Origin of the sequence: Clostridium disporicum (assembly GCF_001405015.1) — a bacterium.
Lineage (GTDB): Bacteria > Bacillota > Clostridia > Clostridiales > Clostridiaceae > Clostridium > Clostridium disporicum_B.
Map to the genome: position 1 here is coordinate 228,080 of NZ_CYZX01000001.1, position 25,235 is coordinate 253,314.

19 protein-coding genes and 1 pseudogene are annotated in these 25,235 nt (G+C 27.2%); 2 read left to right on the forward strand and 18 right to left on the reverse strand.

Annotated features, from left to right (window positions below):
• Window positions 1-55: 55 nt before the first annotated feature.
• From ARA56_RS01085 to ARA56_RS01110, 6 genes are all read right to left on the reverse strand, one after another.
• Entirely contained in the window at window positions 56-250 is a 195-nt protein-coding gene (locus tag ARA56_RS01085) for a hypothetical protein (RefSeq protein ID WP_055263057.1), read from the reverse strand.
• A gap of 68 nt (window positions 251-318) precedes the next feature.
• On the reverse strand, window positions 319-1,653 hold the full coding sequence (locus ARA56_RS01090; protein ID WP_055263059.1) for a uracil-xanthine permease family protein: 1,335 nt from the start codon (window positions 1,651-1,653) through the stop codon (window positions 319-321).
• Window positions 1,654-1,852: 199 nt separating this feature from the next.
• Window positions 1,853-4,024, reverse strand: coding sequence for a HelD family protein (locus tag ARA56_RS01095; RefSeq protein ID WP_055263061.1), 2,172 nt, complete (start codon window positions 4,022-4,024; stop codon window positions 1,853-1,855).
• Between the two features lie 27 nt (window positions 4,025-4,051).
• The gene (gene truA, locus ARA56_RS01100; RefSeq protein WP_055263064.1) at window positions 4,052-4,801 is read right to left on the reverse strand and encodes a tRNA pseudouridine(38-40) synthase TruA; all 750 of its coding nucleotides are present in this window, start codon (window positions 4,799-4,801) and stop codon (window positions 4,052-4,054) included.
• Between the two features lie 25 nt (window positions 4,802-4,826).
• Window positions 4,827-5,177 (reverse strand): hypothetical protein, encoded by a 351-nt coding sequence (locus tag ARA56_RS01105; RefSeq protein WP_055263066.1) that lies wholly within the window; start codon window positions 5,175-5,177, stop codon window positions 4,827-4,829.
• 87 nt (window positions 5,178-5,264) lie between these two features.
• Entirely contained in the window at window positions 5,265-7,853 is a 2,589-nt protein-coding gene (locus ARA56_RS01110; RefSeq protein WP_055263117.1) for a 3'-5' exonuclease, read from the reverse strand.
• A 176-nt stretch (window positions 7,854-8,029) separates the two neighbouring features.
• Between ARA56_RS01110 and ARA56_RS01115 the strand changes: the two genes are divergently transcribed.
• Window positions 8,030-10,417 (forward strand): sensor histidine kinase, encoded by a 2,388-nt coding sequence (locus ARA56_RS01115; protein ID WP_055263068.1) that lies wholly within the window; start codon window positions 8,030-8,032, stop codon window positions 10,415-10,417.
• A gap of 280 nt (window positions 10,418-10,697) precedes the next feature.
• Here the strand turns inward: ARA56_RS01115 and ARA56_RS01120 are convergent, their stop codons facing one another.
• From ARA56_RS01120 to mnmH, 9 genes are all read right to left on the reverse strand, one after another.
• Window positions 10,698-11,510, reverse strand: coding sequence for an ABC transporter ATP-binding protein (locus ARA56_RS01120; protein ID WP_055263070.1), 813 nt, complete (start codon window positions 11,508-11,510; stop codon window positions 10,698-10,700).
• Window positions 11,503-12,510, reverse strand: a complete 1,008-nt coding sequence (locus ARA56_RS01125; RefSeq protein WP_055263071.1) for an ABC transporter ATP-binding protein — start codon at window positions 12,508-12,510, stop codon at window positions 11,503-11,505. Before ARA56_RS01125 ends, ARA56_RS01120 begins: the two co-directional genes overlap by 8 nt.
• 12 nt (window positions 12,511-12,522) lie before the next feature.
• A complete protein-coding gene (locus ARA56_RS01130) occupies window positions 12,523-13,770 on the reverse strand; it encodes an ABC transporter permease (protein WP_055263073.1) in 1,248 nt (415 codons plus the stop codon).
• A 15-nt stretch (window positions 13,771-13,785) separates the two neighbouring features.
• Window positions 13,786-14,790, reverse strand: coding sequence for an ABC transporter permease (locus ARA56_RS01135; protein WP_055263075.1), 1,005 nt, complete (start codon window positions 14,788-14,790; stop codon window positions 13,786-13,788).
• Between the two features lie 109 nt (window positions 14,791-14,899).
• A complete protein-coding gene (locus tag ARA56_RS01140; RefSeq protein ID WP_055263077.1) occupies window positions 14,900-16,756 on the reverse strand; it encodes an ABC transporter substrate-binding protein in 1,857 nt (618 codons plus the stop codon).
• Window positions 16,757-16,880: 124 nt separating this feature from the next.
• On the reverse strand, window positions 16,881-18,329 hold the full coding sequence (locus tag ARA56_RS01145) for a helix-turn-helix domain-containing protein (RefSeq protein ID WP_055263079.1): 1,449 nt from the start codon (window positions 18,327-18,329) through the stop codon (window positions 16,881-16,883).
• A 139-nt stretch (window positions 18,330-18,468) separates the two neighbouring features.
• Complete coding sequence (locus ARA56_RS01150; RefSeq protein WP_055263081.1) at window positions 18,469-18,846, reverse strand: ankyrin repeat domain-containing protein; 378 nt, start codon at window positions 18,844-18,846, stop codon at window positions 18,469-18,471.
• 152 nt (window positions 18,847-18,998) lie between these two features.
• A complete protein-coding gene (locus tag ARA56_RS01155; RefSeq protein ID WP_055263083.1) occupies window positions 18,999-19,685 on the reverse strand; it encodes a SpoIIIAH-like family protein in 687 nt (228 codons plus the stop codon).
• Between the two features lie 87 nt (window positions 19,686-19,772).
• Window positions 19,773-20,879, reverse strand: a complete 1,107-nt coding sequence (mnmH, locus tag ARA56_RS01160) for a tRNA 2-selenouridine(34) synthase MnmH (RefSeq protein WP_055263085.1) — start codon at window positions 20,877-20,879, stop codon at window positions 19,773-19,775.
• 214 nt (window positions 20,880-21,093) lie between these two features.
• On the opposite strand from mnmH, the gene selD reads away from it, so the two are divergent.
• Window positions 21,094-22,131, forward strand: a complete 1,038-nt coding sequence (selD, locus tag ARA56_RS01165) for a selenide, water dikinase SelD (protein WP_055263087.1) — start codon at window positions 21,094-21,096, stop codon at window positions 22,129-22,131.
• A 186-nt stretch (window positions 22,132-22,317) separates the two neighbouring features.
• Here the strand turns inward: selD and yedF are convergent, their stop codons facing one another.
• The 3 genes and pseudogenes from yedF to ARA56_RS01180 form a co-directional block, all read right to left on the reverse strand.
• The gene (gene yedF / locus ARA56_RS01170; protein ID WP_055263089.1) at window positions 22,318-22,914 is read right to left on the reverse strand and encodes a sulfurtransferase-like selenium metabolism protein YedF; all 597 of its coding nucleotides are present in this window, start codon (window positions 22,912-22,914) and stop codon (window positions 22,318-22,320) included.
• 152 nt (window positions 22,915-23,066) lie between these two features.
• Window positions 23,067-24,092, reverse strand: coding sequence for a pyruvate kinase (locus tag ARA56_RS01175; protein ID WP_055263091.1), 1,026 nt, complete (start codon window positions 24,090-24,092; stop codon window positions 23,067-23,069).
• Between the two features lie 307 nt (window positions 24,093-24,399).
• Window positions 24,400-25,146, reverse strand: a pseudogene (locus tag ARA56_RS01180) (alpha-hydroxy-acid oxidizing protein); the annotation flags it as partial.
• Window positions 25,147-25,235: the final 89 nt, after the last annotated feature.

Consider the following 25,235-nt stretch of genomic DNA (forward strand, 5'->3'; position numbering starts at 1 on the left):
TAATAACTAATATAATAAAAAGCCTCTAAATCTAATTTGATTCAAAGGCTTTCTATTATTTATATAAATTATCTTCTATTATCTTATTTGCAATTAATCCTATGTTTACTTCTTTTATATCCATATATACATCAATAATTCTATCAACTAAAGTTACTTCAACATAATTTACAACTTCACCGCTCTCATCTGTGTATGTTATTATGTCGTAAGTTATTATCTCATCTTTAAGCGCTTTTTTAGAAATCATCTTTTTCCTCCTATGTTTTATATTTATTGATTATATCATAAAAACCATAAAAAATAATATATAGTTTTTTATTTTTCTATATTTAAAATATCTTTAGGTAAAATTAAATTCAATACTGTTGCAGTTACAAATCCTCCAACAATAGCTTGTCCAAACATGCTTTGGAACCATGATGGTAAATGTTGCATAACTTCTGGACAGTTACTTAATCCTAAACCTACTGCACAAGATGCAGCTACAATAAGACCACTTCTCTCTGATATCTTTCCTTCTTCTATTAATAAATTAAGACCACTTATACTTATCATAGCAAACATTAATAATACTGCTCCTCCTAGAACACAATTAGGAATTGAAGCAACTATAGCCCCTAATTTTGGAATAAATGAACATAGAATTAGAAATATAGCACCAGTCATTAATACAAATCTGTTAACTATCTTAGTCATAGCTACTAATCCAACATTTTGACTAAATGATGTATTTGGCATAATACCAAATAATGTTGCTACAGCTGAACCAAAACCATCAGCATGAACAGCTCCTTCTAACTCATTATCAGTTATATCTCTTCCTAATCCACCTACAGCTATACCTGTATTATCACCGATAGTTTCTACTGTAGTTGCTAGATAAACTAGTAAATATGGTATTATGGCTTCAATTTTGAAAGTATAACTTAAACCTTCGATCATAAATATTGGCTTTGGTATTGAAAACCATGCTGCTTCAGCTACACCTGTGAAATCAACCATACCGAAAACTACAGCAATTATATATCCTACTATTACTCCTATTAATATTGATGAAATACTCCAAAATCCTTTAGCAAATTGTTTTAAAGCAATTATAACTAAAAATACAATTAAACCGATTACAATATTGGCTATACTACCAAAACTCGGATCACTCTGTAATCCTACACCTCCACCTATAAATTGAATTCCTACCGGAATTAATGATATGCCTAATATTAAAACAACTGTTCCTGTAACAACATGAGGTAATATTTTTCTAAGAGGTTTTATAATAAATCCAAGTAAAAATTCCATTATAGCCCCTAATAATGATGCCCCCATAATTGCGCTATAACCAAATTGTGTTCCTACACTAATACTTACTGGTATAAATCCTGAGCTTGTTCCCATTACAACAGGCAAGCCTGAACCTATTTTCCATATAGGATATAATTGAATTAATGTTATAAGTCCAGCTACAAACATAGCATTTTGCAATAAGATAACCTTTACATTAGTGTTAATATTTAATACGCCAGTAACAACAAGTAAAGGTGCTAAATTACCAGCATACATTGCTAGTACATGCTGCATCCCGAGAGGAATTGCATCCTGCAGAGGTACTCTTCCCTCTAATCGATACATATTCTCTTTTTTACAATTCATTTACCTCTCCCCCTTAATATTTTTACATAATAAATTTAATTTATATTTATGTATAATATAATTAATATTAATATGTTCCACTATTTATACATAGGAATTATGGTATTTGTTTTATAAATTAATATAATATTACTATATAATAACTTAACTTAAATTAAACAAAAAAGTCTTGGTATAACTCCAAGACTTATTAATAATTTTATTTAATATCATATAATGATTTATTTTTTGGCAATATTGTTTCTATAGATTTAGATGAAAATATAACTAATTTGTGTAATGCTCTAGTGCAAACAGTATAGAACAAATTACTATCTTCTCTATCTAAGTAATTTTCACCATCTGCAACTATAACTCCATCAAATTCTAAACCTTTTGCTAAATAAGATGAAATTACATTTATACCATTTTTCAATTCTGAATTTTCATTATCTATAATGTTTATATCTAAATTAAAGTTTTTTAAACTATTAAATATATTTTTAGTAGTTTCTTTATTTTTGCATATCACTGCTATAGAACTACATTCTTTATCTTTCATATCTAGTATTGCATTTTTTATAGATATGATTAAATTACTATCATTAATAATTATTTTAGGATTTTCACCTATTCTTTCTACTGCTTCTATCGGTTCATGGGTATCTAAAATTTCCTTAGCAAAATTTGTTATATTAGCAGTTGATCTATAGCTCTTAGAAAGAATAGCAACTTTTACATCGTCAAAAACTTCTAAAATGCTATCTTTATTTTTTACATTTGAATATTTATCTATCCTTTGGTTTAAATCTCCCATAATAGTTATCTTTGCATTACTAAAAGACTTTCTTATTAATTGATAAAATAATGGACTATAATCTTGAGCTTCATCTATAAGTATATGCCTCATATTACTATAATTTCTAAAGCCTTCCATAGCAGCTCTAATATATATAATTGGTGTTAGATCTTCATATTTTACTTCTTTATCTAATATATATTCGATTGTATATTCTTTAATATCTTTCAAGTCATCGTTTGTGTACTTCTCGATATTTTCCCATAGAAGTTTGTATATAGCAACATTATCTAAAGTTTTTATCATTTTATCTACTTGTCTATTTACTTCTTCTTTACAATAAGTATAAAACTCTTCTTTATCTTCTATATAATCTAAAGCTAAATTATCATCTGAAGCTAAATATTTAGTTTCAAGTTGAGAAAATAAACTTTGCTTAACGACATCAATTCTATTTAATAATGGTATATCCTTAAATCTAGTTAAAAATGTTTTTTTAACTACATCTTTGCTTATAACTTCAGAATTATCTATAATTATAGGATTTATTTCTATTAAATGATTTGGAAGATCCTTTGTATATTTATCTAAAATAGACATAAATTTTGTAGTATTTTTGTATTCCATAGATTTTGATCTAATTTTAAAGCTAGTATTTTTTCTATCTACTGAATATATATAATCTAGATGTTCATTTTTACTTTCAAAAATATAATTTGTTGGTAAAAATCTCTTTGAATATAACTCAAAAGTAGTCTGTAATATATTACTTTCTCCAAGGTCAGGCAATACATCAGATATATACTCTGCAAAAACTTCATTAGGACTGAAAATTAATATATTATCGGCTTTTAAGCTTTTTCTATTTTTATATAATAAGTAAGCTGCTCTGTGTAGTGCTATAGAAGTTTTACCTGATCCAGCAGCTCCTTGAATAAATAATATTTTACTATCATCATTTCTAATAATATCATTCTGCTCTTTTTGGATTGTTGCAACTATATTTTTCATCTTATCTGTTGCATTTCTATTAAGCATAGTACTTAGATTTTCATCGCAAAGAGATTCATTAGAATTATGCATAAAAACTATTTTTCCATTTTTTATATTAAACTGTCTACTAAACTCTATTTCTCCAGTTATGGTTCTATTTGGTGCTTTATAATACGCTGGTCCAACTTCAAAATCATAAAACATATTAGATACAGGAGAACGCCAATCAAATACTAAGAATTCAAAATCCTCTTCATTTTCTACAGTAGATAATCCAATATAAAAACTTTCAGCTTCTTCTCCGTCTTCTTTAAAATCTAATCTTGCAAAGTAAGGTGACTTTAATTGTCTTTCTAATGTTTTAATCCTTGAAATTTTGCTTGCATATAATTTTTCCTCTAAGGCAACCTGCCCACAATTTTCATTTATTTCAATTTCATCTAATTCACTTCTATTATCCCAAAGGAATTTTCTGTGTTCTATAATAGATTTATCTTGATTAGAACTTGAAACTCCATAATTCTCTAATAAACTATTTATTGTATTTATAGTATTTGATAAATACTTTTCTTCATCTTTTATGTCCTTACCTATAAGCATTAAATTTTCTCCTCTACTAATAACAAATTAATATTCTACTTTTAACATACATAGTCCTTTGGCTGGAGCCTTTTCCCCTGCTTTGCTTCTATCTTTTTCTTCTAAGATACTTCTCATATTTTCAATAGATAAATTACCTTTACCCACTTCAATTAATGTACCTACAATAATTCTTACCATATTTAATAAGAATCCATTACCATTAATAGTGATAGTAATTATATTATCCTTTTCATTTATATTAATATAGTTTATAGTCCTTATTGTTGATTTCCCATTTTTAGCCTTAAGACTTGTAAAACTTCTAAAATCATGAGTACCTATAAGTACTTCTGAAGCTTCTATCATTTTGTTAACATCAAGTTTTTCTTCAATATGATAAGAGTACTTCTTCATAAATACATTACAAAAATCATTATTATCAATAGTGTATTTATAAGTTTTAGAAATTGTATTTAATCTTGAATGAAATCTTTCACTACAATTCATCATATCCTTAATGACTATATCTTCAGGTAAATACATTTTTAAGTATGATTTAAACTCACTTATACTTGCTGTACTGTTAGTTTTAAAGTTAGCTACATAATTGTCTGCATGAACACCAGTATCTGTTCTTCCACAACCAATTACTTGTATATCATCACCTGTCATTTTAGATAATACTTTTTCTATTTTATCTTGAATTGTAGATACACTGCTTCCCTTTATATTTTGTTTTTGCCAACCTTTATATCTGCTCCCATCATATTGGATTATCATTCTTATATTTCTCATTTTTTTCTCCTAGTTTAAATAATATTTATTTAATAGTTAACAATGCTTCTTTTATTTTATTAGCTTCATCTTTTGTAAGCTTAATCTCTTTAATATCTATTGTATTTGGATCAATTAGCAATGAAAACTCTTTAAGCCACACATTACCATCAATAATACTATTTTTAATTATTTCAGAACCAGATTCTTCATCATAAATTTCTTCTAATTCTTTATATGGTGTTAATACTGCTATTCTTCTGCAGGCCTCTTCATATTGTTCATATATGTTGAAGAAGCTATTATAGCTTTCAAATGTATTAGTAGCTGTTACAATTTTTAAGTATAAATTTAATTCTTTTGCTAAGTCAATAGCTCTTACAAATTCTTCTTTCATTAAGTTTTTCTCCATAAATGTTATTAACGATTATAAGCTTATATAAAGCCTTTAAACATTATATCATATTTCTATTTTCTCTTATACTTATTTAACCTGTTTTAAATACTTATTCGGTATATAATTTATAAATTGACTTTTATCATTATATCCAAAGTAACCTGATGTATTACAAGAGATAAAAAGTCTTTTTTTAGCTCTAGTTATAGCTACGTAAAACAACCTCTTCTCTTCTTCTAAATTATCACTATTCAAAGCTCTAAATGATGGAAAGGTATTTTTCTGTGCACCTGCTAAAAAGACATTCTCATACTCCAAACCTTTTGCCTGATGTATTGTAATAATTGGTATTCTCGGTCTTTTGGTCCTATTTATTATTAATGATTCAAGTTCACCATTTGATAATCCTGTTATTTTGATAATATCTAATAACGAATCTCTATTATTTTTACTTTTATCATCTAAATCCTTTAGTAGGACATAAAAATCTCTTAATCTTTCAATTCTTTCTTTACCTTCTTCACCAACATATAATGTTTTAATACTAAAGGTATTAATTATTTCTGCTACTATATCATAAGGTCTCATATTTTTTGATTTATCAAATAATATATTTAATTTTTCTCTTATATTATTAAAAGGTTTTAAATGCTTTATCATATAAGACATTCTCTCCATTGATGTAGGAATTATATAATTATTAATTGCATATATAAGAAGCTCTCCTGTAGCTAAAATATCATCCATAGCATCATGGCTAGGCTTGTTCTTAGTATTAAGCAAATTTGATAATGTTTCTAATTTATGATTTTTAGCATTTGGATAAAATCTTCTATAGATATCTAAGGTATCATAGAAGCCTTTTATGTTTATAGAATTCATTTTTAATCTTTGAAGCTCACTTGATAATATATTTATATCAAATTGTACATTATGCCCTACTATTATAGAGTTATTTATAAACTCATTAAACTCCATTAACACTTTTTTCTTATCTTCACCATTTTCTCTTAAAAAATCATCACTAAAACCATGTACGTATTCTGATGTACCTACTGTTTTTGTATTTTTAATAAATTTTTCAAATTTATCAATCACTTTACCTTTAGAGTCAAGTTTAATTGCAGCTATTTGAATTATTTCATCTTCAGTTACATCAGTTCCAGTACTTTCTACATCAAATATTATTACCTTATCATTACTAAATTCATTGATCAGCAATGTAAATTTTTCACCATACTCTATAACACTAGGATCAATAAAATCTGATAACAGTATACCTACAGATTTGTATTTAGTACTTTCAATTTCTTCAATGGTTTTATCTCCTATACCAGTAGGAAGTCTTAAAATTATTCTTTTTAAGCTTAAAGAATCATATGGGTTAGATATAAGCTTTAGAAATGCAATTATATCTTTTATTTCCTGTCTCCTAAAAAATTTAAATTGATCTACTAATATAAACTCAAAGTTAACGCCTAAATATTGTAATGACTTCAAATGATTACTTAAAGATATATTATAATTATTGTCTCTTGTTAAGATACAAGTACTATATATATTAGCTCCATCTTTTTCTAAAGATCTTATAGAATCAAAAATAAACCTAGCTTCGCTCCTAGGATTATCATTAATTGATAACTTTATAGTTTCACCAAAGGTGGTAGATTCTGCTTCAATACCTTTTTTATATGTCTCTTCTACTTTGCTTGGAAAAGCATTTTTCAAATATTCAAGAGAACTCTCTGTTAAAACCTTTGTTGCTCTATAATTCTTATTAAATACTATTTCCGTTGGTTTATATTTTTCTTTAAAATTATTAATTATTATATCTGGCTCAGAACCACGCCAACTATAGATGGTCTGAAAAACATCTCCACACATCAAGACATTATTCTTTTTAAATATCTTTTCTATTATAAAGTATTCCAGTGTGCTTATATCCTGCATCTCATCAATATTGATATATTTATACCTTTCACTTATTGACTTAATTACATTCTTATCATTAAATAACTCTTTCGTCCTAAATAACAAATCATCAAAATCTAATCCATGATTACTATAAAGCAAAGAATTATAGGTATGAATTAATATATCTCCTTTTTCTTTAAGAAACTTTTTTAATTCTATATTAACTTTTCCTCTCTCACTACATATTTGATTAATTTTATCATCATTCTCTTTGTACAAATTATTTATAATACTTTTATAATCAATACCATCAGAAATGAATAAATTATTTTTAGATATTAGTGACTTTATTTCTTTAATAAACAACTGTAAGCTACTTATTGGATAATTATAATAGTTACAACTCTTTATTAATTCCTTACAATCTTCTTCATCAAATATAATGAAATCGCTAAATACATCTGTTTTTCTTTTACAATTAGCCTTTATTATATCAAAACAAAAGCTATGAAATGTTTTTATAGTTATATCTTTTGAATTTCTTCCTACAATAGCTTCTACTCTTTCTTTCATTTCTTTACAGGCTTTATTAGTAAAAGTAATACATAATATTTCTGATGCCTTAGCTTTTCCACTCTCTATAATCCCAGCAACTCGTTTTGATAAGGTATCAGTTTTGCCTGTTCCAGCAGAAGCTAAGAGTAAAATGTTTTTATCGTATTCATTTACTAAGAGCTTTTGTTCTTCATTTAATTTCAATATCTTCACTCCTTAAAAATTTAAAGCTATATAATTTAAAGCTATATAAAATTATTTTATATAATTTTTAGTAAAATTCATAATAAAACAAATATTATTTTGTAATAATTTGATGAAATTTACAACAAATGGTTGTATAATATCAATATAATCATAAATTATAACACAAGAGGTTAACTATGAAATATTTTTTAAATAATTTACAGGACAAAATTATTATTATTGATACAAATGGTAGGATATTATTTATCAATAATTCTTTTATTAAATTTATACCGATATCATTAGATAATTTACGAGGTTTAAAAATAGATCACCTTATAAAAGACAAATCTGATGTAGATAAGATTTTAAAAGGAAAAAATGGAGAGTCAATCGTTTATATTTCAACTAATAATATAAATAAAAAATGTAATATTACCTATAGCTATAGTAAATTTAATACTACTGATGCAATCTTTATAAATTTATCAGAGGTAGAAAATCATTCATATACAAAAGAACATTTAGAAAGTATATTAGACAATAGTAATTTTATGGCATGGATAAAAGATAAAAATGGAAAATATATTTATATGAATAAACTTTTTGCAAAGGCTTTAAATGCGAATATAAACGAATACATAGGAACATCCCCTGTTGATTACTTTAATAAAAAATCTGTTAAAAGGATTCAAGCTACTGAAAATGTAATTATTAATTCAAAAGAAGCTAAAGTATTTGATCATACATATATCTTAAAATCTGGCAAAGAAATAGTTTTGAGTAGATGTGTTTATCCAATTTTAGATAATAATAAAGAAGTTACGTATATTATCGGTTTATCTAAAGACATAACTCTTACGAACTTCATAGAAAGTAGCTTAAATAAAAGTTATGATCAATTAACAATTTTACAACGTTTGCTTGATCAAGGTACTAATACCGCTAATGATTTTACAGTAATAAACAAAATTAAGTGGAATATTATTAATACCTTAGGGTGTAGTGAATTTAACTTTTTTATTCATTACAATGAATATCTTGTTCCATATTATTGTAATAATAATTTTAATTCAAGTCATTGTGCTGATTCTTATATACCGATAGAGAAAGATAATTTTCAAAGTATTTTAGATAACTATAATGACTATTGTATGTTACCTATTGAAAAACATAATGATTTTATAAAGAATTTATATAAAGATAAATTTAAATATATAGGTGTTTATCCAATAAAATTCAATAACGATATTTTAGGAATTTTACATGTATGTTGTAAAAACAAAGTAGATTTTCCAAGTAAAAATGACTCTTTCTCCGCAACATTTGCTAAACAATTAGGTGCTATAATAAATAATTGTTTACTTACTGAAAAATTAAAAGCTGAGTTTAATAAAAGATTAGAAATTGAAGAGGAGCTATCATTTTTATTAAATACTGCAGTGGATATCACAGCAACAATATCTAAAGATGGTAAACATAAAAAAATAAGTAATAGCTATACTAAAGTATTAGGATGGACAGTTGACGAATTAAACTCAGGTCACTGGAGAGATTTGATTCACCCTGATGATATTAATAACATACTTAATATTTATAAATACAATCTATCCAAGAATTATGATAGTTGTAACATTATATGTAGAATGCTTAGTAAAAATGGTGAATATAGATGGTTATCTTGGAATTGTAGATCCTTTAAAGAAGATAGTATATATTTATGTACTGCAAAAGACATTACAGAAGAAAAGAAATTAGAAAGCGAAAACAAGATAATTGAAGAAGCACTACAGTTAGAAAATATAAAAAATGAGTTTTTCGCTAATATATCTCATGAATTTAAAACCCCATTAAATATTATTTTGGCTAGTCTACAAATTATAAATAAAAACATAGACAGTAATAATATACTGGTACATAATAACTTTAACTTAAACAATTATTTAAATTCTATTAAGCAAAACTCATATAGGTTACTTAGACTAGCAAATAACATAATTGATATGACAAAAATTGATACAGGCTATTATGAAATTCATCCTAAAAATCATAATATTATTTCAGTTATAGAAGATATAACTATGTCTGTTGTACAGTATATTGAAGATAAAGGAATAGAAATTATTTTTGATACAGATGTTGAAGAAAAAATTATATCTTGTGATTCAGAAAAAGTAGAAAGAATAATGCTTAATCTTTTGTCGAATGCAGTTAAATATGTTGGAAAAGATGGTAAGATAGAAGTGAAAATAACTACTCTAAGTAATGACATATTAGTAAGTGTTAAAGATAATGGAGTTGGTATCTCAGAAGATAAAATAGATCTGATTTTTGAAAGGTTTATGCAAGTAGATAATACTATGACACGAAAATGTGAAGGTAGTGGTATAGGTTTATCTATAGTCGAATCTTTAGTAAAACTTCACGGTGGAAATATCACTGTCACTAGTAGTAAAGAAAAGGGTACTGAGTTTTTATTTACACTTCCTATAAAGGTTATTGAAAATGAACCAATTATTGATAACTTCAATTCAAACTGTATGAATACAATAGAAAAATGTAATATAGAATTTTCAGATATCTAGATAGCTGAAATAAATTGTGAGACACTTATATGAAAAGTTTAACTTCGTCAAAGGGTAAAATTCAGCTAAAGCTGAGTGAAAAACGTCACTACTGTGACAGGGAAAGGATTACTAAGTGAATTAGATAAAGTATGTCTGTATTGCTACTTTTTCTGCTACCACAGTAGTTCTTTCACTTTAACTTAAATTTAAGTTAACATTTCCATGCTACTATAGTAGCGTTTTCACTTCGACGAAGTCTACTTTTCACTTACGAGTTTTGCTTGCATTTTTTTCATTTTTATACAGTGTTTAAGTCCCATTCTTCATAAATTTTAGGAACATCACTAATTAATCGTCTAGTATACTCTGCTTTCGGTCGTAAAATAACATCTTCTGCTGATCCATATTCTACAAATTTACCATGTTCCATTATATAAACTTTATCTGAAACATAATAAGCTAGTCCAATGTCATGAGTAATAAAGATAATTGTCATATTAGTCTCTTCTCTTAATTTTAAAAGCATATCTAAAATTGTAGCTCTTGAACATGCATCTATCATTGAAGTTGGTTCATCTGCAAGTAATATTTTAGGTTTCAATAAGAATATTCTAGCAATCATTAGACGTTGCATCTGTCCTCCTGAAAGCTCAAATGGATATTTATTAGTAAGTTCTACAAATTTAAGGTTTACAAAACTACAAGCCTCTGTCATCATTTTAATCTTTTTTTCTTTAGAAAGTTTTCTTCCACCTCTCATATTTATACAATCTAATAAAACTGAATCTATCTTATTAAAAACATTGAATGATGAAAAAGGATCTTGAAATATTGCTTGTATTCCCCTCCAATATTCTTTTTTCTTTTTATGAGTCTTTATATCCCTAGGCTTTCCTTGAAATAGTATTTCACCTTCTGTTATGCTTATTAATCCTAAAAGCATTTTAGCAAATGTAGTTTTACCTGAGCCGCTCTCTCCAACTATAGAAATTATTTCACCTTCGTGAAATTCAAAGTCTACATGATCTACAGCAATAGTTTTACTATCTCCTATCCCAAATATTTTTGTTATGCCGTTACCACTTAAGCATAGTGATGTTGTATCACTCATTACTATAAACCTCCCTTAATTCAGATTCATTCATATAGCATTTATACATACGTCCATTTTCTATGTATTTCTCATCTATACTATGAACCATACATTCAGGTTTTGAAAATTTGCAACGCTCAGCAAATCTACAACCTAGAGGTGGATTTTTTAAGTTAGGAGGTGTACCTGGGATAGCAACTAATTTATTATTTTTTGTACCCTCTTCAGGTACTATTATAGATCCCATAAGACCTTTTGAATATGGATGCATAGGGTCAAATACCATTTCTTTTGCTTTACCATACTCTACAATTTGACCTGAATACATTACCATAATATCATCAGTTACATTATATAGTAGAGGTAATTCATGAGTTATAAATATCATTGATTTTATAAAACCTTTATGCATCAAATCTTTTAACATTTTTATTACCATCTTTTGTGATGTAACATCTAAAGCAGATGAAGGTTCATCTGCTATTAATACCTTTGGTGATAGAATCGTAGAAATTGCTATTACAGTTCTTTGTTTCATTCCTCCTGATAGCTCTACTGCATGTTTTTGAAGGACACTTTCTGGTAATCCTAATATTTCAAAACGTTTCCTAGCTAAATCATAAATATCATTTTTTTTAGCTTTAGGATCATGCGCTCGAATTACATCTTCAATAAATCTTATTATCTTTTGAGTAGGGTTTAGTGCATTCATAGCAGATTGAGGTATATAAGCTATTTCATTCCCTAAAATTTTCTTTCGTACATCATCTGGTTTCATAATTGAAATATCTTTACCATCTACCTTTATACTTCCACTTTGATAATGAAGAGGTGCAAAATAATATCCCATTAAGCTTAATGCTAAAGTAGATTTTCCGCAGCCAGATTCGCCAGCTATACCAAGTGACTTTCCTTCTTCAATCTTTAATGAAACTCCATCTACTGCATATACATCTTCACCAAACCTTGTAATATATTTAGTTTTTAAATTATCTACTTCTAATAATACTTTTCCCATAACCAATTCCCCCTACTCTCTAAGCTGTGGATTAAATACTTTATCTAATCCTGTATTCATCAAATTTAGAGAAAATGTAATTAGTGCAATTGAAAAAATAACTGGCAAGAATGCCCACCATGCATTAGATAATGGTGCTTTATATTGCATAGCCCAGTTCATCATTAAACCTAAAGTTGTAACTTTTGTAGTTGCAGGTCCTAATCCTAGCATAGATAATTGAGCTTCAGCTAGAATACCTGATGATATCTGTAAAATTAGAGCCATTATTACATATGAGGCTACATAAGGCAATATATCTGTTAGTATTATTCTAAATAGGCTATGTCCTGACAATTTAGATAAATTGACATGATCCCTATTTCTAAGGGAAATAACCTGTGAGCGAACAGACCTAGTTGTCCATGTCCAAGAAGTTAAGCCTATTATACTAGCAACCATAGTTATACCTCTTGCACTTTGACCAACACTATATGATATAAGAATCAATATTACAAAAGACGGAATTACTGTAAATAAATTTGTAATAAACATTATAATATCATCTAATAATCCTCCAACATATCCAGATAATAAACCTAACATTAAACCTATCAAAGTTGCAATTAATCCTGCTATTAATCCTATTTTTAATGAAGTTCTTGTAGCATATACTAATTCAGTTAATACATCACGACCAAAATTATCTGTACCTAATACGAAAGTTCTTTGATTAGATATATCTTTCACATTAACAAAATCTTTGGAGTTTACTTTAGTCCCTTCTACTAATTCACCATTCTCTTCATCAACAGTTGAAATGACTATTTCACTTTCCTCTAAAATTCCATCAATTTTATTATCTAATCTTACATAGTACTTTTTCTTAGCAGAAATTAGACCTTCTTGGGAATTATTAGAATAATAATACTTATTCCATAACTTAACTAGTTCTTCTGCATTTGTCACATTTATTTCACTTATAGAAACACCTCCAAACTTTTCAAGCCATGTGGCCATTTCAGCTCTATCTTCTAAAGAAAGTTTACTTTCTAATCTACCTGCTTTAGTATCTATGTTTAGTTTATAACTTTTTGATTCTACTACATCAGTGATAGATACATAATTACCAGGTTTATAAAATAGCCCACCTACCATTTCTAAAGGATCATAGGAAACAAGTATTGGATATACTATAGTCACAAATAGAATAGTGATAAATATAATAAATCCTAATAAGAATTTTTTATCATGAAAAACTTGTTTTAATTGACTTATCATCTTCTGCCGCCTCCTTTAGTCTTGTTGTGATGCTTTTATACGAGGATCAATTACACCATATAAAATTTCTACTAATAGATTTGCTAACAAAACCATTATTGTAATAATTAAAGTACATGCAGAAATTAACGGATAATCACGACCCTTTATAGCATTCAAAATTGTGGTTCCTAGTCCAGGATAACTAAAGATTATCTCTGCTACTAAAGCTCCACCTATCATAGTACCTATAGACATAGCTAGCCCTGTTATTTGTGGCAACATTGCATTTCTAAATACATATTTAGTAATTTTTCTATCTTTTATCCCTAAGAATCTACTGTATTTCACATAATCAGCATTAAGCTCATAAATTGACATTGAGCGCATCCCTATAGCTTGGCCACCTACTGTTATTAACACAATAGACCAAAATGGTAATTGGTAATGATATATAATTGATTTAAAAAATGTAAAGCTAGCATTTGGTATTAATTCATATCCATAACCTCCACTAGTAGGAAACCATCCTAAGTTTACAGCAAAGACAAATAGAAGTATTATAGCCATTCCAAAGGCTGGAACATTACTAAAAAATAAAAATATAGGTAAAATTCCTTTATCAAATATTCCTTTTCTATATGCAGCCACAGCTCCTAATAAGTTTCCTAATATCCAACCTACTAATATGGCAGGAAGTTGAAGACAAACAGTCCACCATACAGAAGATTTTATTATATCTGAGACAGTTCTAGGATATTGACTAAATGAAACACCAAAATCACCTTTTACAGCATTTTTAATAAAGCTAAAAAATTGAGTTGTCATAGGTTCATTTATACTAAATTTTTCAGCATACTCTTCATATACTTTTTGAATAGCTGTAGAATCTGTCATACCTGCAACAGATCTTGCTGCAATTGCAGATACAGGATCACCAGGCATCAATCTCGGTAATACAAAGTTTAAAATAACAGCAATAATAAATGTTGCAACATACCATGCTATTTTATTTGTATAATACTTTTTATATCCTTTCACATTATCACCTCCACGTTGAACTTACTATAAATTATTTTATAAAAACGACCATGATTAATTAGTCTTTAAACATGGTCATTTTAATATTTAATTGACTATTTCAATTTAATTATTCAACATTTTTAAGGTGATATAATGCTGCAACTCCATAACCATCTGTACAATCTAGCGGTGGAATATTATTTCCATCATTTTGTTCTGGGAACCCTGTCCATACACTCTCATTTACTGTATGGAATACTTGTGGTCTATACATTAATGAGAATGAAGGAACTTCTTCAAGATATATTTTGCTTAATTCAGTATAATATTCTTTTAACTTAGATTGATCTTGTTCAGTTGGTATTTTAGCAAGGATTTCATCTGCCTTTTCACTAGTGAATCCACCAAAATTACCACTCCAGTTTACTTCTAATTCATTGTATGTGCTTGAAAGCAATGCCATTGAACGAGTCCATGGATTAGCAATTGATGCTCCTGGAGGACTCCACATACAAATATCAAATTTACCTGTTGTCATGTCATCATAGAATGTATTTGCATCTGGGAAATATGTTTCAATATTAATTCCTATTTTCTTACCTGCAGCTGCAACTATTTCTAGTGATGCATTCCAATCTGACCATCCTTCTGGACACTCTGCTTTATATGATAGATTTTCACCATTTATTTCACGAATTCCATCTCCATCTGTATCAACTATACCAGCTTCATCAAGTAGTTTATTAGCACCTTCAATATCTTTACCTGTAAATTGTAAATCACTTAATGCAGCTTGATCTACCAATTCTTGTTCAGCCTTTGTTGGATTCATTAAACTTCTAGGTGCATCTTTAAATGTTGGGGAATATCCAGACATAGCTGTTGATATTATTTGGTCATAATCTACAGCCATAGCAATAGCTTTACGAACTTCCACTCTATCTAATCCTGTTCTTTCAATATTAAAGAACGCTGTTGGCATTGTAGCACAAACATAATAAGGTGCATCATCTATATAAGTAGATATAGGTTTTCCACTTTCCCACATCTTCCATACTTCAGATATAAATTGTTGAGATACGTCTACTTCACCATTAGCAAATGCAACATCTCCAGCTGCATTATCAGCAAATATTGTATGAGCTATATATTTAGGTGTTGGTAAACTGCCCCATAGACTTGTACCCCAATAGTTATCATCTCTTATAAATACAACTTTTTGATCATCATCATAATAAGGTTTGTATGGACCAGAAGCAACTATATCATCCATCACATCTTCTTTAACTTTATCAGCTTCATTATTATTTCTAGCTTCTACTGTTTGTAAATATGTTTTTTGCATAACATATACTTTAGGAATATATTCTATTACTTTTAATGGATTAATTGGTACACCAGCATCATCTAGTTTTGAGTAAAATACAACTGTTGTATCATCTTTTGCTTCTACTTTTTCAATGTAAGCAGAATAGTCATTACCTGTAGTTGAACCATACTTTACATGAGTGTCAAATGTATAAACTATATCTTCAGCAGTTACCTGTGTGCTATCGCTCCATTTAGCATCTGGATTAAGTTTAATTATTAGTTGACTTTGATCACTATTCCATTCATATGATTCTCCAAGTAAAGGTTGTAGTGATCCATCAAGCATATTATATAAGAATAGTGTTTCATAAATTAATACTCTAGCAGAGTCAACTTGTTGTATTGCCATAGCATTATTTGAGTTAGAACTCATAGGGTTCCAGTTATTTATAGTTCCCCATTGTTGTCCATTGAAATAAAGTGTCTCATTTCTAGGTGTTGAGTTTGCAACATCACTTTCTTCTTGTTTTGGAGTTTCTTCTGACTTTTCACTTTCTTCTGTTTTTTGAGTAGTATCATCTGTAGTATTTTCTTTAGTATCAGAACCACATCCAACTAAAAATGATACTGCCATCATGCTAGCTACTAATCCTGCTAACAACTTCTTTTTCATTATTTCCCCCTACTTATTTATTACTAAAAAGGATAACCTCTATATAAATAATTATAGATGTTATCCTTTACAAAATAAGTGTATTTTTTTTTACTTTTGGTGTTATTTTTTTACTAAAATCTTTTTAGACTATTCTATTATCTCTTCCAGACTTAATATTTTTACGATATTCTGTTGGTGTAACACTAAATACTCCTTTAAATGTCTTCATAAAATGTTTATCATTATCATAACCTACAGCCTCACTAATTTCATTTATCTTCATATCTGTTTCATCCAGCAGCCTTTTAGCTTCTTTAAGCCTCACTTCTTTCAAATAATTAACAAAATTCTTACCTGTATATTCTTTGAAATCTATAGAAAAAATTGTATAATTCATAGATACATAATTAGATATAAAAGTCATATTAATATTATCTTTAAAGTTTTTATTTATATATCTAACAGCTTCTTCAATTTTAATTCTATTTTTATAAAAATCATATTTATTTAATAGTTTCTTATTTATTAATATCATTAATAAATATATTTCCTCGCAATATATATCTATATTAGTATAATTAAAAGCATTTTCTAAAAGTTCTAATTTAATTTTCTCTTCTTCAATAATTCCTTTATATGTCTCATATATTCTACTGTATATTTTATTAATCAGGTCTAAAAATGAATCCTTACTAATTTCTGACCTTTTAACTAATATAACTATTCTTTTTAAATAGCTAGTGCTTACTTCTAATCGATTAGTACCAATAAGATTTATAAATCTTTCTATTTCAAATTCATCTATTATTCTTTCCTCTTTAATGTTAACTTTTTTATTTAATTGCAAAAAAAAGTTTTCTTTTCTTAATTCTATTGCTTCATTTAATGCATTCATAAGACATTTGATATCTGTATAGCTATTACTTATTCCAAAACCAAATCCATTTAAATTCTCATTTATAAATCTCTCTGCTTTATCTGATTCTATTATAATTACATTATGTGTATTTATATTATGGAAATAAAAGCAATTATTATTTATATTGCTTTTCATTTTATAATTTGTACAGATTATTTTATAACATATGTTTGTAATATATTTGCTTAAAATACTATTAAGACTTTTAGCCACATTTTCATCTAGTTTATTTTGAACTAACAAGTGCTTAATTTGTGAATAAAGTAAAAATACCTTTTCAGTAACTTCTTCTTTTTCTTCTTTATACTCTTCTTCTAATTTTTTTATAGTTGTAATTAATTCACTATCTTGGAAATTACCGTATAAATACTCTTTTATACCACAGCGTAATAATTCAATAATACCAGAAGGGGTATCTAAATCACTTATTATTATTACTTTTGGTTTTAATCTAATTTTGTTAATTTTTTTTAATAATATAATACCATCGCTGTGATTTTTAGTTAAGCATATTATTAATAGGTTAATATTATTGTTTTTAATTTTTTCATATGCATCCTCTTCGCTATTACATTCTATAATTGTTTCAACCTTGATTTCAGAATATTTTATAATTTCTCTTATTCTTCCTATCCTTGCTTCTTTATGGTCTACTATAATTATATTTTCCATTAATCTTAATCAGCCTTTCTACATATTACAATACAACTTTCGCTTTTAAACAAATTGATTTTACTACTATAACTATATGAAATTACTCTTGCATAAATTATAGTTAATCTGAATAATGTAGTTTTTTTGATTATTTGTATCAAAATATTTTCTTTATTATATTTAAGAAAACTCTATCATCCTTAACTTTTATATCTTTGACTTCCTCTTTAACTTTTTCAATATTAAAGATAATCTTTTTCTTATTTATAAAATAATCAATAAGAATATTATTTTCATTCAAAATAATATAATGAAAAATAGTTAAACCTCTGTCATCCCTAATATATAAGTTTGCTCCATTATCTATAAGCAAGTCTAAAATCTCAATGTTACAGTTGTCTACAGCATAGAATATAGCTGATTTATGATTTCTATCTTTATAATCTATATTGCAGCTCTTTATTAATTCTTCTACTAATTTAAGATTATTATTTCGTGTTGCAGAGATAATATCATTACATCCAAAAATCTTCATATATGTACCTCTCAAATTTGATTTCTACTCTTTAAGCCTTTAATAATTAATAAAAAAAGACCATTAGATATATTATATCTAATAGCCTTCTTTTAGGTACTAATATTTTATTAATTATTTATTAACACTACTAACCTAGTGTTAAATATGTTCTAATTTTTTGATTCTATTTGTATATCACTTAATCCAGTAATACCTTCAACTATATTTTGAATTGATGTTGCATTTTCTTCAGTAAACACATCATTTGTTTTTACGTAAACTCTAACAATATTTTTATCAATCATACATAATGCATCTTCATATCCATTATTAATTATTTCTGATTCAACAGCTGTCTCTTGTTCTTGAATTTTAACTTTTTCATTTAATAAATTAGTTGCATTATCTATAACTTCTTGAGAAGAATTAGTATCCTCTATTATACTATTCATTTCTTCTTTAAAGTCAGTATCTGCTTTAATTTTATTCGCTCTATCATTATAGAAAAATCCTTGATTACTCATAGTTTCTTCTGCATTATCATTTTCTAATATCATAGCAGATAAATCAGCTGATAAACTACTTGCACTTTCGTCAGTACTTCTTCCAGTAGTATAAATAACTGTACCGATTATAGATATACACAATATAGCACCAACGATAACTGATGGCTTTCTGTTTTTTACTTGTGTTCTAAACCCAGTTTTAATGTTTTTAAAATTATACTTTGGATATACTTTATCAATTCTTGCTTGTGCTAAATCGTTTTGCAATACTTTCTTACATCCTGAACATATAATACTTCCTTCCGTATTTTCTTTACCACACTCTGGACAAATAATTTTATTTTCACTCATAAAAAAACTCCCCTTTTACATTTCTTTTACTCTAATTATATGAATGAAATAAATGTAAAATTACGGAATTATTATATATTTAACTGATTATTTCTCTAAACTCTTTATATATTGTAATACTGCTTTTTTATCTCCTCTAAATATAATATTTCTATCATCTTTTTCAATAGAATGTTTATACATAGGATCATAATAATTATTTAAGAAAAGCTCTATCCATACTCTATTATAATCATAACTTCCAGTAGCTTTTTGAATACTATAAGCCTTATTAAACTCATCTATAATAATTTTCAATCTATCTCCACCTAGTTTAGACTTTACTCTTTCCATGCTTTTTAACATGTCATCATACCAAAGTTGTACTCCCAATTCATTATCGTTATAAGCAGCTATAAACTCTTTCTGTCCATTAATTACATAATCATCAAGAATATTTTCTACTCTTTCTTCTATAGATGATTCTAAAAATATAACATCTGAACTATGAAATAATCTATAAAGATTATTAGGTATAAAACTTTTACCTATATTTTTACTTTCATCTTCTAATATTATATATTTATACTCTTTGTTACTATGCTTAATAATTTCGTAAGCTAAATTGTTTTCAAAATTTATCTGTGTTGGCTGAATTGTTACATGATGTCCAAATGTTGATCCTCTATGATTAGCTATACCTTCAAGATCTATAGAGTTTTTTAAATTATTTAATAAGATTGTCTTTCCTGAACCAGTATATCCCGTAAGTATTAAAGGTTTTGCCTTTATACTATTAGGTTCTAATGAGTTTATTAAAAAATTACGAAAAGATTTGTATCCACCTTCTAATTTAACTATCTCTCTTTTTCCTATCTCACTTATCCATTTTTGTGCTATTGTTGAACGTGATCCACCTCTAAAACAATAAATCATAGAATCAGGATTTTTATCTATAAAATCTATCCATCCACTAATCCTATTTTCTCTAGTTTTTCCTGATACAATTTCATAACCTAATTTTGTTGCTTCATCATTTCCTTTTTCTTTATAACAAATTCCAATAATATGACGTTCTTCATTTGTTAAAATCGGTAAATTAACAGAAGTTTGAAAGGCTCCTTTTTCAAATTCAATCGGTGCTCTTACATCTATTAAGGATATATTTTTTAAAACTATATTTTTGAAATCATTTGTTGTTACCACTGTATTCATCCTCTATTCTAATATTTATTCCTTATTATAAATAATACCATATTTAATTTTACACTTATTTCAATATATATGTAAACAACTTAATTCTCCATATTATTACAATTTAATTTAACCTAGATATATTTGGGTTATGGTAATATAATGTAGTTATATCGCTAAATTCAATTTACTTATATAATTGTATAATTTTATTAAATAATTAGGAGGACTAAAAATGTCTAATAACATAAAATTAACTACATTAACGAAAACATCCGGTTGTGCAGCTAAAATAGGACCTGCTGTGTTAGATTCCGTTTTGAAAAATCTTCCTCAGTTTGAAGATCCTAATCTATTGGTTGGCTTTGATAAAAAAGATGATGCTTGTGTTTATAAAGTTTCTGATGATAAAGTAGTGATTCAAACTGTTGACTTCTTTCCTCCAATGGTTGACGATCCTTATACATTTGGTCAAGTAGCCGCAACTAACGCCTTAAGTGATGTATATGCTATGGGAGGAGATCCTGCCTTAGCCATGAATTTACTTTGTTTTCCGTCATGTTTAAACCCATCAATTATGCATGATATACTTCAGGGAGGATATAGCAAGATTAAAGAAGCTGGTGCAGTTGTTGCAGGTGGTCATACAATAGCTGATCCAACTCCTAAATATGGTCTATGTGTTAGTGGATTTGCTCATCCAAAAGATATCCTTACCAATAGTAATGCTAAAACAGGAGATGTATTGGTATTAACTAAACCTATTGGAGTTGGTATTTTAAATACAGCAAATAAAGCAGAATTATTAACTCAAGATAAAATAAAAGAAGTCACAAATATTATGACTACTTTAAATAAATATGCAAAAGAATCATTTAAGGGACTAACAGTTCATGCTTGTACTGACATAACTGGATTTAGCTTAATTGGTCATGGATACGAGATGGCTGGTGGTAGTAATAAAACAATAGAACTTTTTAGTAATAATATTCCTATTATACCAGATGCTTTAGAATATGCTAAAATGGGTATTCTTCCAGAAGGAATGTATAATAATTTAGAATACTTAAAAGATATATTTAGAATTACTAATGGAGTAACTCAAGAAATGCAGGATGTTCTTTTAGATCCTCAAACCTCTGGAGGGCTTCTACTTTCAATGCCTGAAAAAGATGCTAAAGAATACCTATCTCGTATGGAAATATATACTCCTTATACGCGAATCATAGGCCAAGTAATAGATAAACAAGATTATTCAATTATAATCAAATAAAGTAGAAACACCTTATTTGATTATAAGTTAAGAGTTTATAGTTAAAAGTTTAAGAAGAAAGTTAGTAAAACTAAATTTAAATCATTATAAATTTAAAGGTTTCATCTTTAACTTTTCACTTTTACTCTTAACTTTATAAAGTTAAATAATATTCTATTTGTGTAAATGTACTATATACTTATTCTTTTATAATGTAATGACTTTTGATATTGATTTCATAACTCCAACAATATCATACATATTACTTACAGTTCCTACTTTAAGTTCATTTTCAAGATTATAATAATTTAAACATGCTCCACAAACTAATACATTAACACCTTTTTGAGCTAAAACTTCTAAATGCTCAATAGCTTGTTCGTTTAGTGTTGGAACTTTTACACCATCATTCATAAATAGTACTGCTTTTGGTAAATCTTCATCTTCAGATAGTGTATAAAAGAACATTTTCATTAATGACTTTCCAAGCTCTTCTGATCCAGCTCCAATTATGTCTTTTCCAACAAATATACACCAATCACCTAGTGGTTTTTTACCTTGTATTTTATTTAATACTTCTTGACACTCTTCACAACCATTAGAAAAATGTACTAAATATATACCTTCAGTTTCTTCTATTGTTATTTCAAATCCTTGACTATTAGCTAACTTTTTCAAATTCTCTACTGCTATATTATTATCGACTTCAATCGCGAAGAATTTTGTTCCTAAATCTATTTCTTTTTTTGCCATAATTACAGGCATAGGACAAGCTTTTCCTTTTGCATCTATAACTTTTTTCATACTTTTCCTCCATAAACTAATATAATTTAATTACTGTATTTTAATTATATCACTTATTTAAGTTAATAGTATCCAGTTAAGTTTATAATTTATAAATAAAAAGCCAGATAGATATAATTTGTTTATCTGACTAAATAAATATTTTTGGATTTTTACTTGCAATATTTGCTATATAAATTATTTAAACATCTTATTACCATTACAGGTTCTCTTGTAACAGCTACTTCAGTAGATAGCATTAAACCATCTACATTATTTTTAATAAATTTATATATATCATTTACCTCTGAAATAGTAGGTGTATCTTGTCGTCTCATTGATTCCAAAATATATGTAGCTACAATTAGTTTTTTCTTACTTTTCTTCATTCTTGTTATAATTTTCTCTTCTACATAAGGAGTATCTTCTATTGGAATTTCTGCTTTTAAATCTCCTCGCCCTAACATTATTCCATCACTTACCTTTAAAATTTCTTCAAAATTATCTATTCCTTCTCTACATTCAATCTTTGCCCATACTTTAGGAGATTTACTTTTATAATGTTTAACTAATGCTTTTACATATTGTTTTAATTCTATTATATCATCGGCTTTAGTAACATAAGATAGACATATAAAATCTATATTATTTTGAATACCAATCTCTATATCTTGCTTATCTTTACTAGTCAAAGATAACTTGTCTCTAATCAACCCTGGTGCGTTTATACCTTTCTCTGCTCTTAATATGCCACCTTTTATCGTTATAGCTTGTATATATAAACTTCCTTTTTTTATAATTTTAAACCTCATTGTAGCATCTTTCATATACAATTCTTTAACATTTATAAAATCAGTCAGTGAACCATAATATATTATTGGAATTATCTTAATATTTTTATATCTATTCTTTTCGTATAAGTCCTTATAATCTTTTTCTAGACAAAATATCACTCTATCATTTATATTTACTCTATACTCTCCGACAAAAAACTTTGAAATTCTTAACTTGTTCCCTTGTAAGTCTTGTAATATTTTCATATTTGGGAATTCTATATGTATTTCATTAATTAATGTTTTAAACTTATCATAATCAATATGTGAAAAATTAAAACGTGGCATTGTCATACCAGCTTGTACAAATTTTTTTATGTCTTCTATATTTCTTACAGTAGGGCCAATTGAACAAATTAAATCCATACTACCTCCTATTAACTCTATTTTATTTTCTTATAAGCCCTCTTTTTACTCTTTTGTTATACTCGAACTATATGTTACTACGATGTTTCTTCTATAAAATACTATGCTATTATTGCTAGTTTTATTATCATAAAACTATTTTATTTATATGTAAAAATATAAAATTCTCATAGCTTTTAGATATTATACTTAACTATTATTAAACCAATAGTAATTACTAAAAATAAACTTAAGTAATTATTTAAAGTTGATATTAAAAAAGGCGAACTTTTAATTTGTTCGCCTTACTTCATTAAAATATTTTTTATTATATTTTAATCATTTCTCTAGTAATATCTTTAATTGAATATGCTCCACACATAGCCATTGTATCTTCTAACTCAGATGCTAATTTATTTATATATGTTTTAATCCCCTCTTCTTCACCACCATAAAGAGCAGTAACAAAGGTTCTACAAATAAGCACTCCATCAGCACCTAGAGCTAAAGCTTTAAAAACATCTACTCCTGAACGTATTCCACCATCCACAAAAACTTTCATGGAATCTCCAACTGCAGCAACTATTTCAGCTAATACCTCTGCTGTTGCTGGACATTGATCTAATACTCTTCCCCCATGATTAGATACAACTATTGCAGCAGCTCCTGCTTCTTTTGCTTTTAATGCTCCTCTTACTGTCATTACCCCCTTTACTATAAATGGGATTCCTGCAAAATTAATGATCTCTTTGAGTTCATTAACAGATTTTGCTCCTGCTGGTGGATTCATATTCTTTAAAAAAGGAAGTCCCGCTGCATCAATATCCATAGCTACAGCAATAGCCCCAGACTCTTTTACTAAATTCATTTTTTCTTCAATAGTGTCAATATTCCATGGCTTTACTGTTGGTATACCAAATCCACCTACATTTTTTATTGCAGTAGTAGCAGCTTTCATTACATCTTGATTTACTCCATCACCTGTAAAAGCTAATATTCCTTCTTTTGCACAAGTAGATACAAGTATATTATTGTACGTCATATCATTATATTTATCTCCATAATGTAAGTTTACTTGGTGTTAGTATAAAGTAGTGGACACATTAAATCGAACTAAGTAAAATAATATTTAGTTAAGAAAGGATGTGTCCATTATGGGAAAGG

Coding starts and splice junctions, on each gene's coding strand:
- ARA56_RS01085 (WP_055263057.1), bottom strand. CDS start 250: ATGATTTCTAAAAAAGCGCTTAAAGATGAGATAATAACTTACGACATA.
- ARA56_RS01090 (WP_055263059.1), bottom strand. CDS start 1,653: ATGAATTGTAAAAAAGAGAATATGTATCGATTAGAGGGAAGAGTACCT.
- ARA56_RS01095 (WP_055263061.1), bottom strand. CDS start 4,024: ATGCTTATAGGTAAGGACATAAAAGATGAAGAAAAGTATTTATCAAAT.
- truA (WP_055263064.1), bottom strand. CDS start 4,801: ATGAGAAATATAAGAATGATAATCCAATATGATGGGAGCAGATATAAA.
- ARA56_RS01105 (WP_055263066.1), bottom strand. CDS start 5,177: ATGAAAGAAGAATTTGTAAGAGCTATTGACTTAGCAAAAGAATTAAAT.
- ARA56_RS01115 (WP_055263068.1), top strand. CDS start 8,030: ATGAAATATTTTTTAAATAATTTACAGGACAAAATTATTATTATTGAT.
- ARA56_RS01120 (WP_055263070.1), bottom strand. CDS start 11,510: ATGAGTGATACAACATCACTATGCTTAAGTGGTAACGGCATAACAAAA.
- ARA56_RS01125 (WP_055263071.1), bottom strand. CDS start 12,510: ATGGGAAAAGTATTATTAGAAGTAGATAATTTAAAAACTAAATATATT.
- ARA56_RS01130 (WP_055263073.1), bottom strand. CDS start 13,770: ATGATAAGTCAATTAAAACAAGTTTTTCATGATAAAAAATTCTTATTA.
- ARA56_RS01140 (WP_055263077.1), bottom strand. CDS start 16,756: ATGAAAAAGAAGTTGTTAGCAGGATTAGTAGCTAGCATGATGGCAGTA.
- ARA56_RS01145 (WP_055263079.1), bottom strand. CDS start 18,329: ATGGAAAATATAATTATAGTAGACCATAAAGAAGCAAGGATAGGAAGA.
- ARA56_RS01150 (WP_055263081.1), bottom strand. CDS start 18,846: ATGAAGATTTTTGGATGTAATGATATTATCTCTGCAACACGAAATAAT.
- ARA56_RS01155 (WP_055263083.1), bottom strand. CDS start 19,685: ATGAGTGAAAATAAAATTATTTGTCCAGAGTGTGGTAAAGAAAATACG.
- mnmH (WP_055263085.1), bottom strand. CDS start 20,879: ATGAATACAGTGGTAACAACAAATGATTTCAAAAATATAGTTTTAAAA.
- selD (WP_055263087.1), top strand. CDS start 21,094: ATGTCTAATAACATAAAATTAACTACATTAACGAAAACATCCGGTTGT.
- yedF (WP_055263089.1), bottom strand. CDS start 22,914: ATGAAAAAAGTTATAGATGCAAAAGGAAAAGCTTGTCCTATGCCTGTA.
- ARA56_RS01175 (WP_055263091.1), bottom strand. CDS start 24,092: ATGGATTTAATTTGTTCAATTGGCCCTACTGTAAGAAATATAGAAGAC.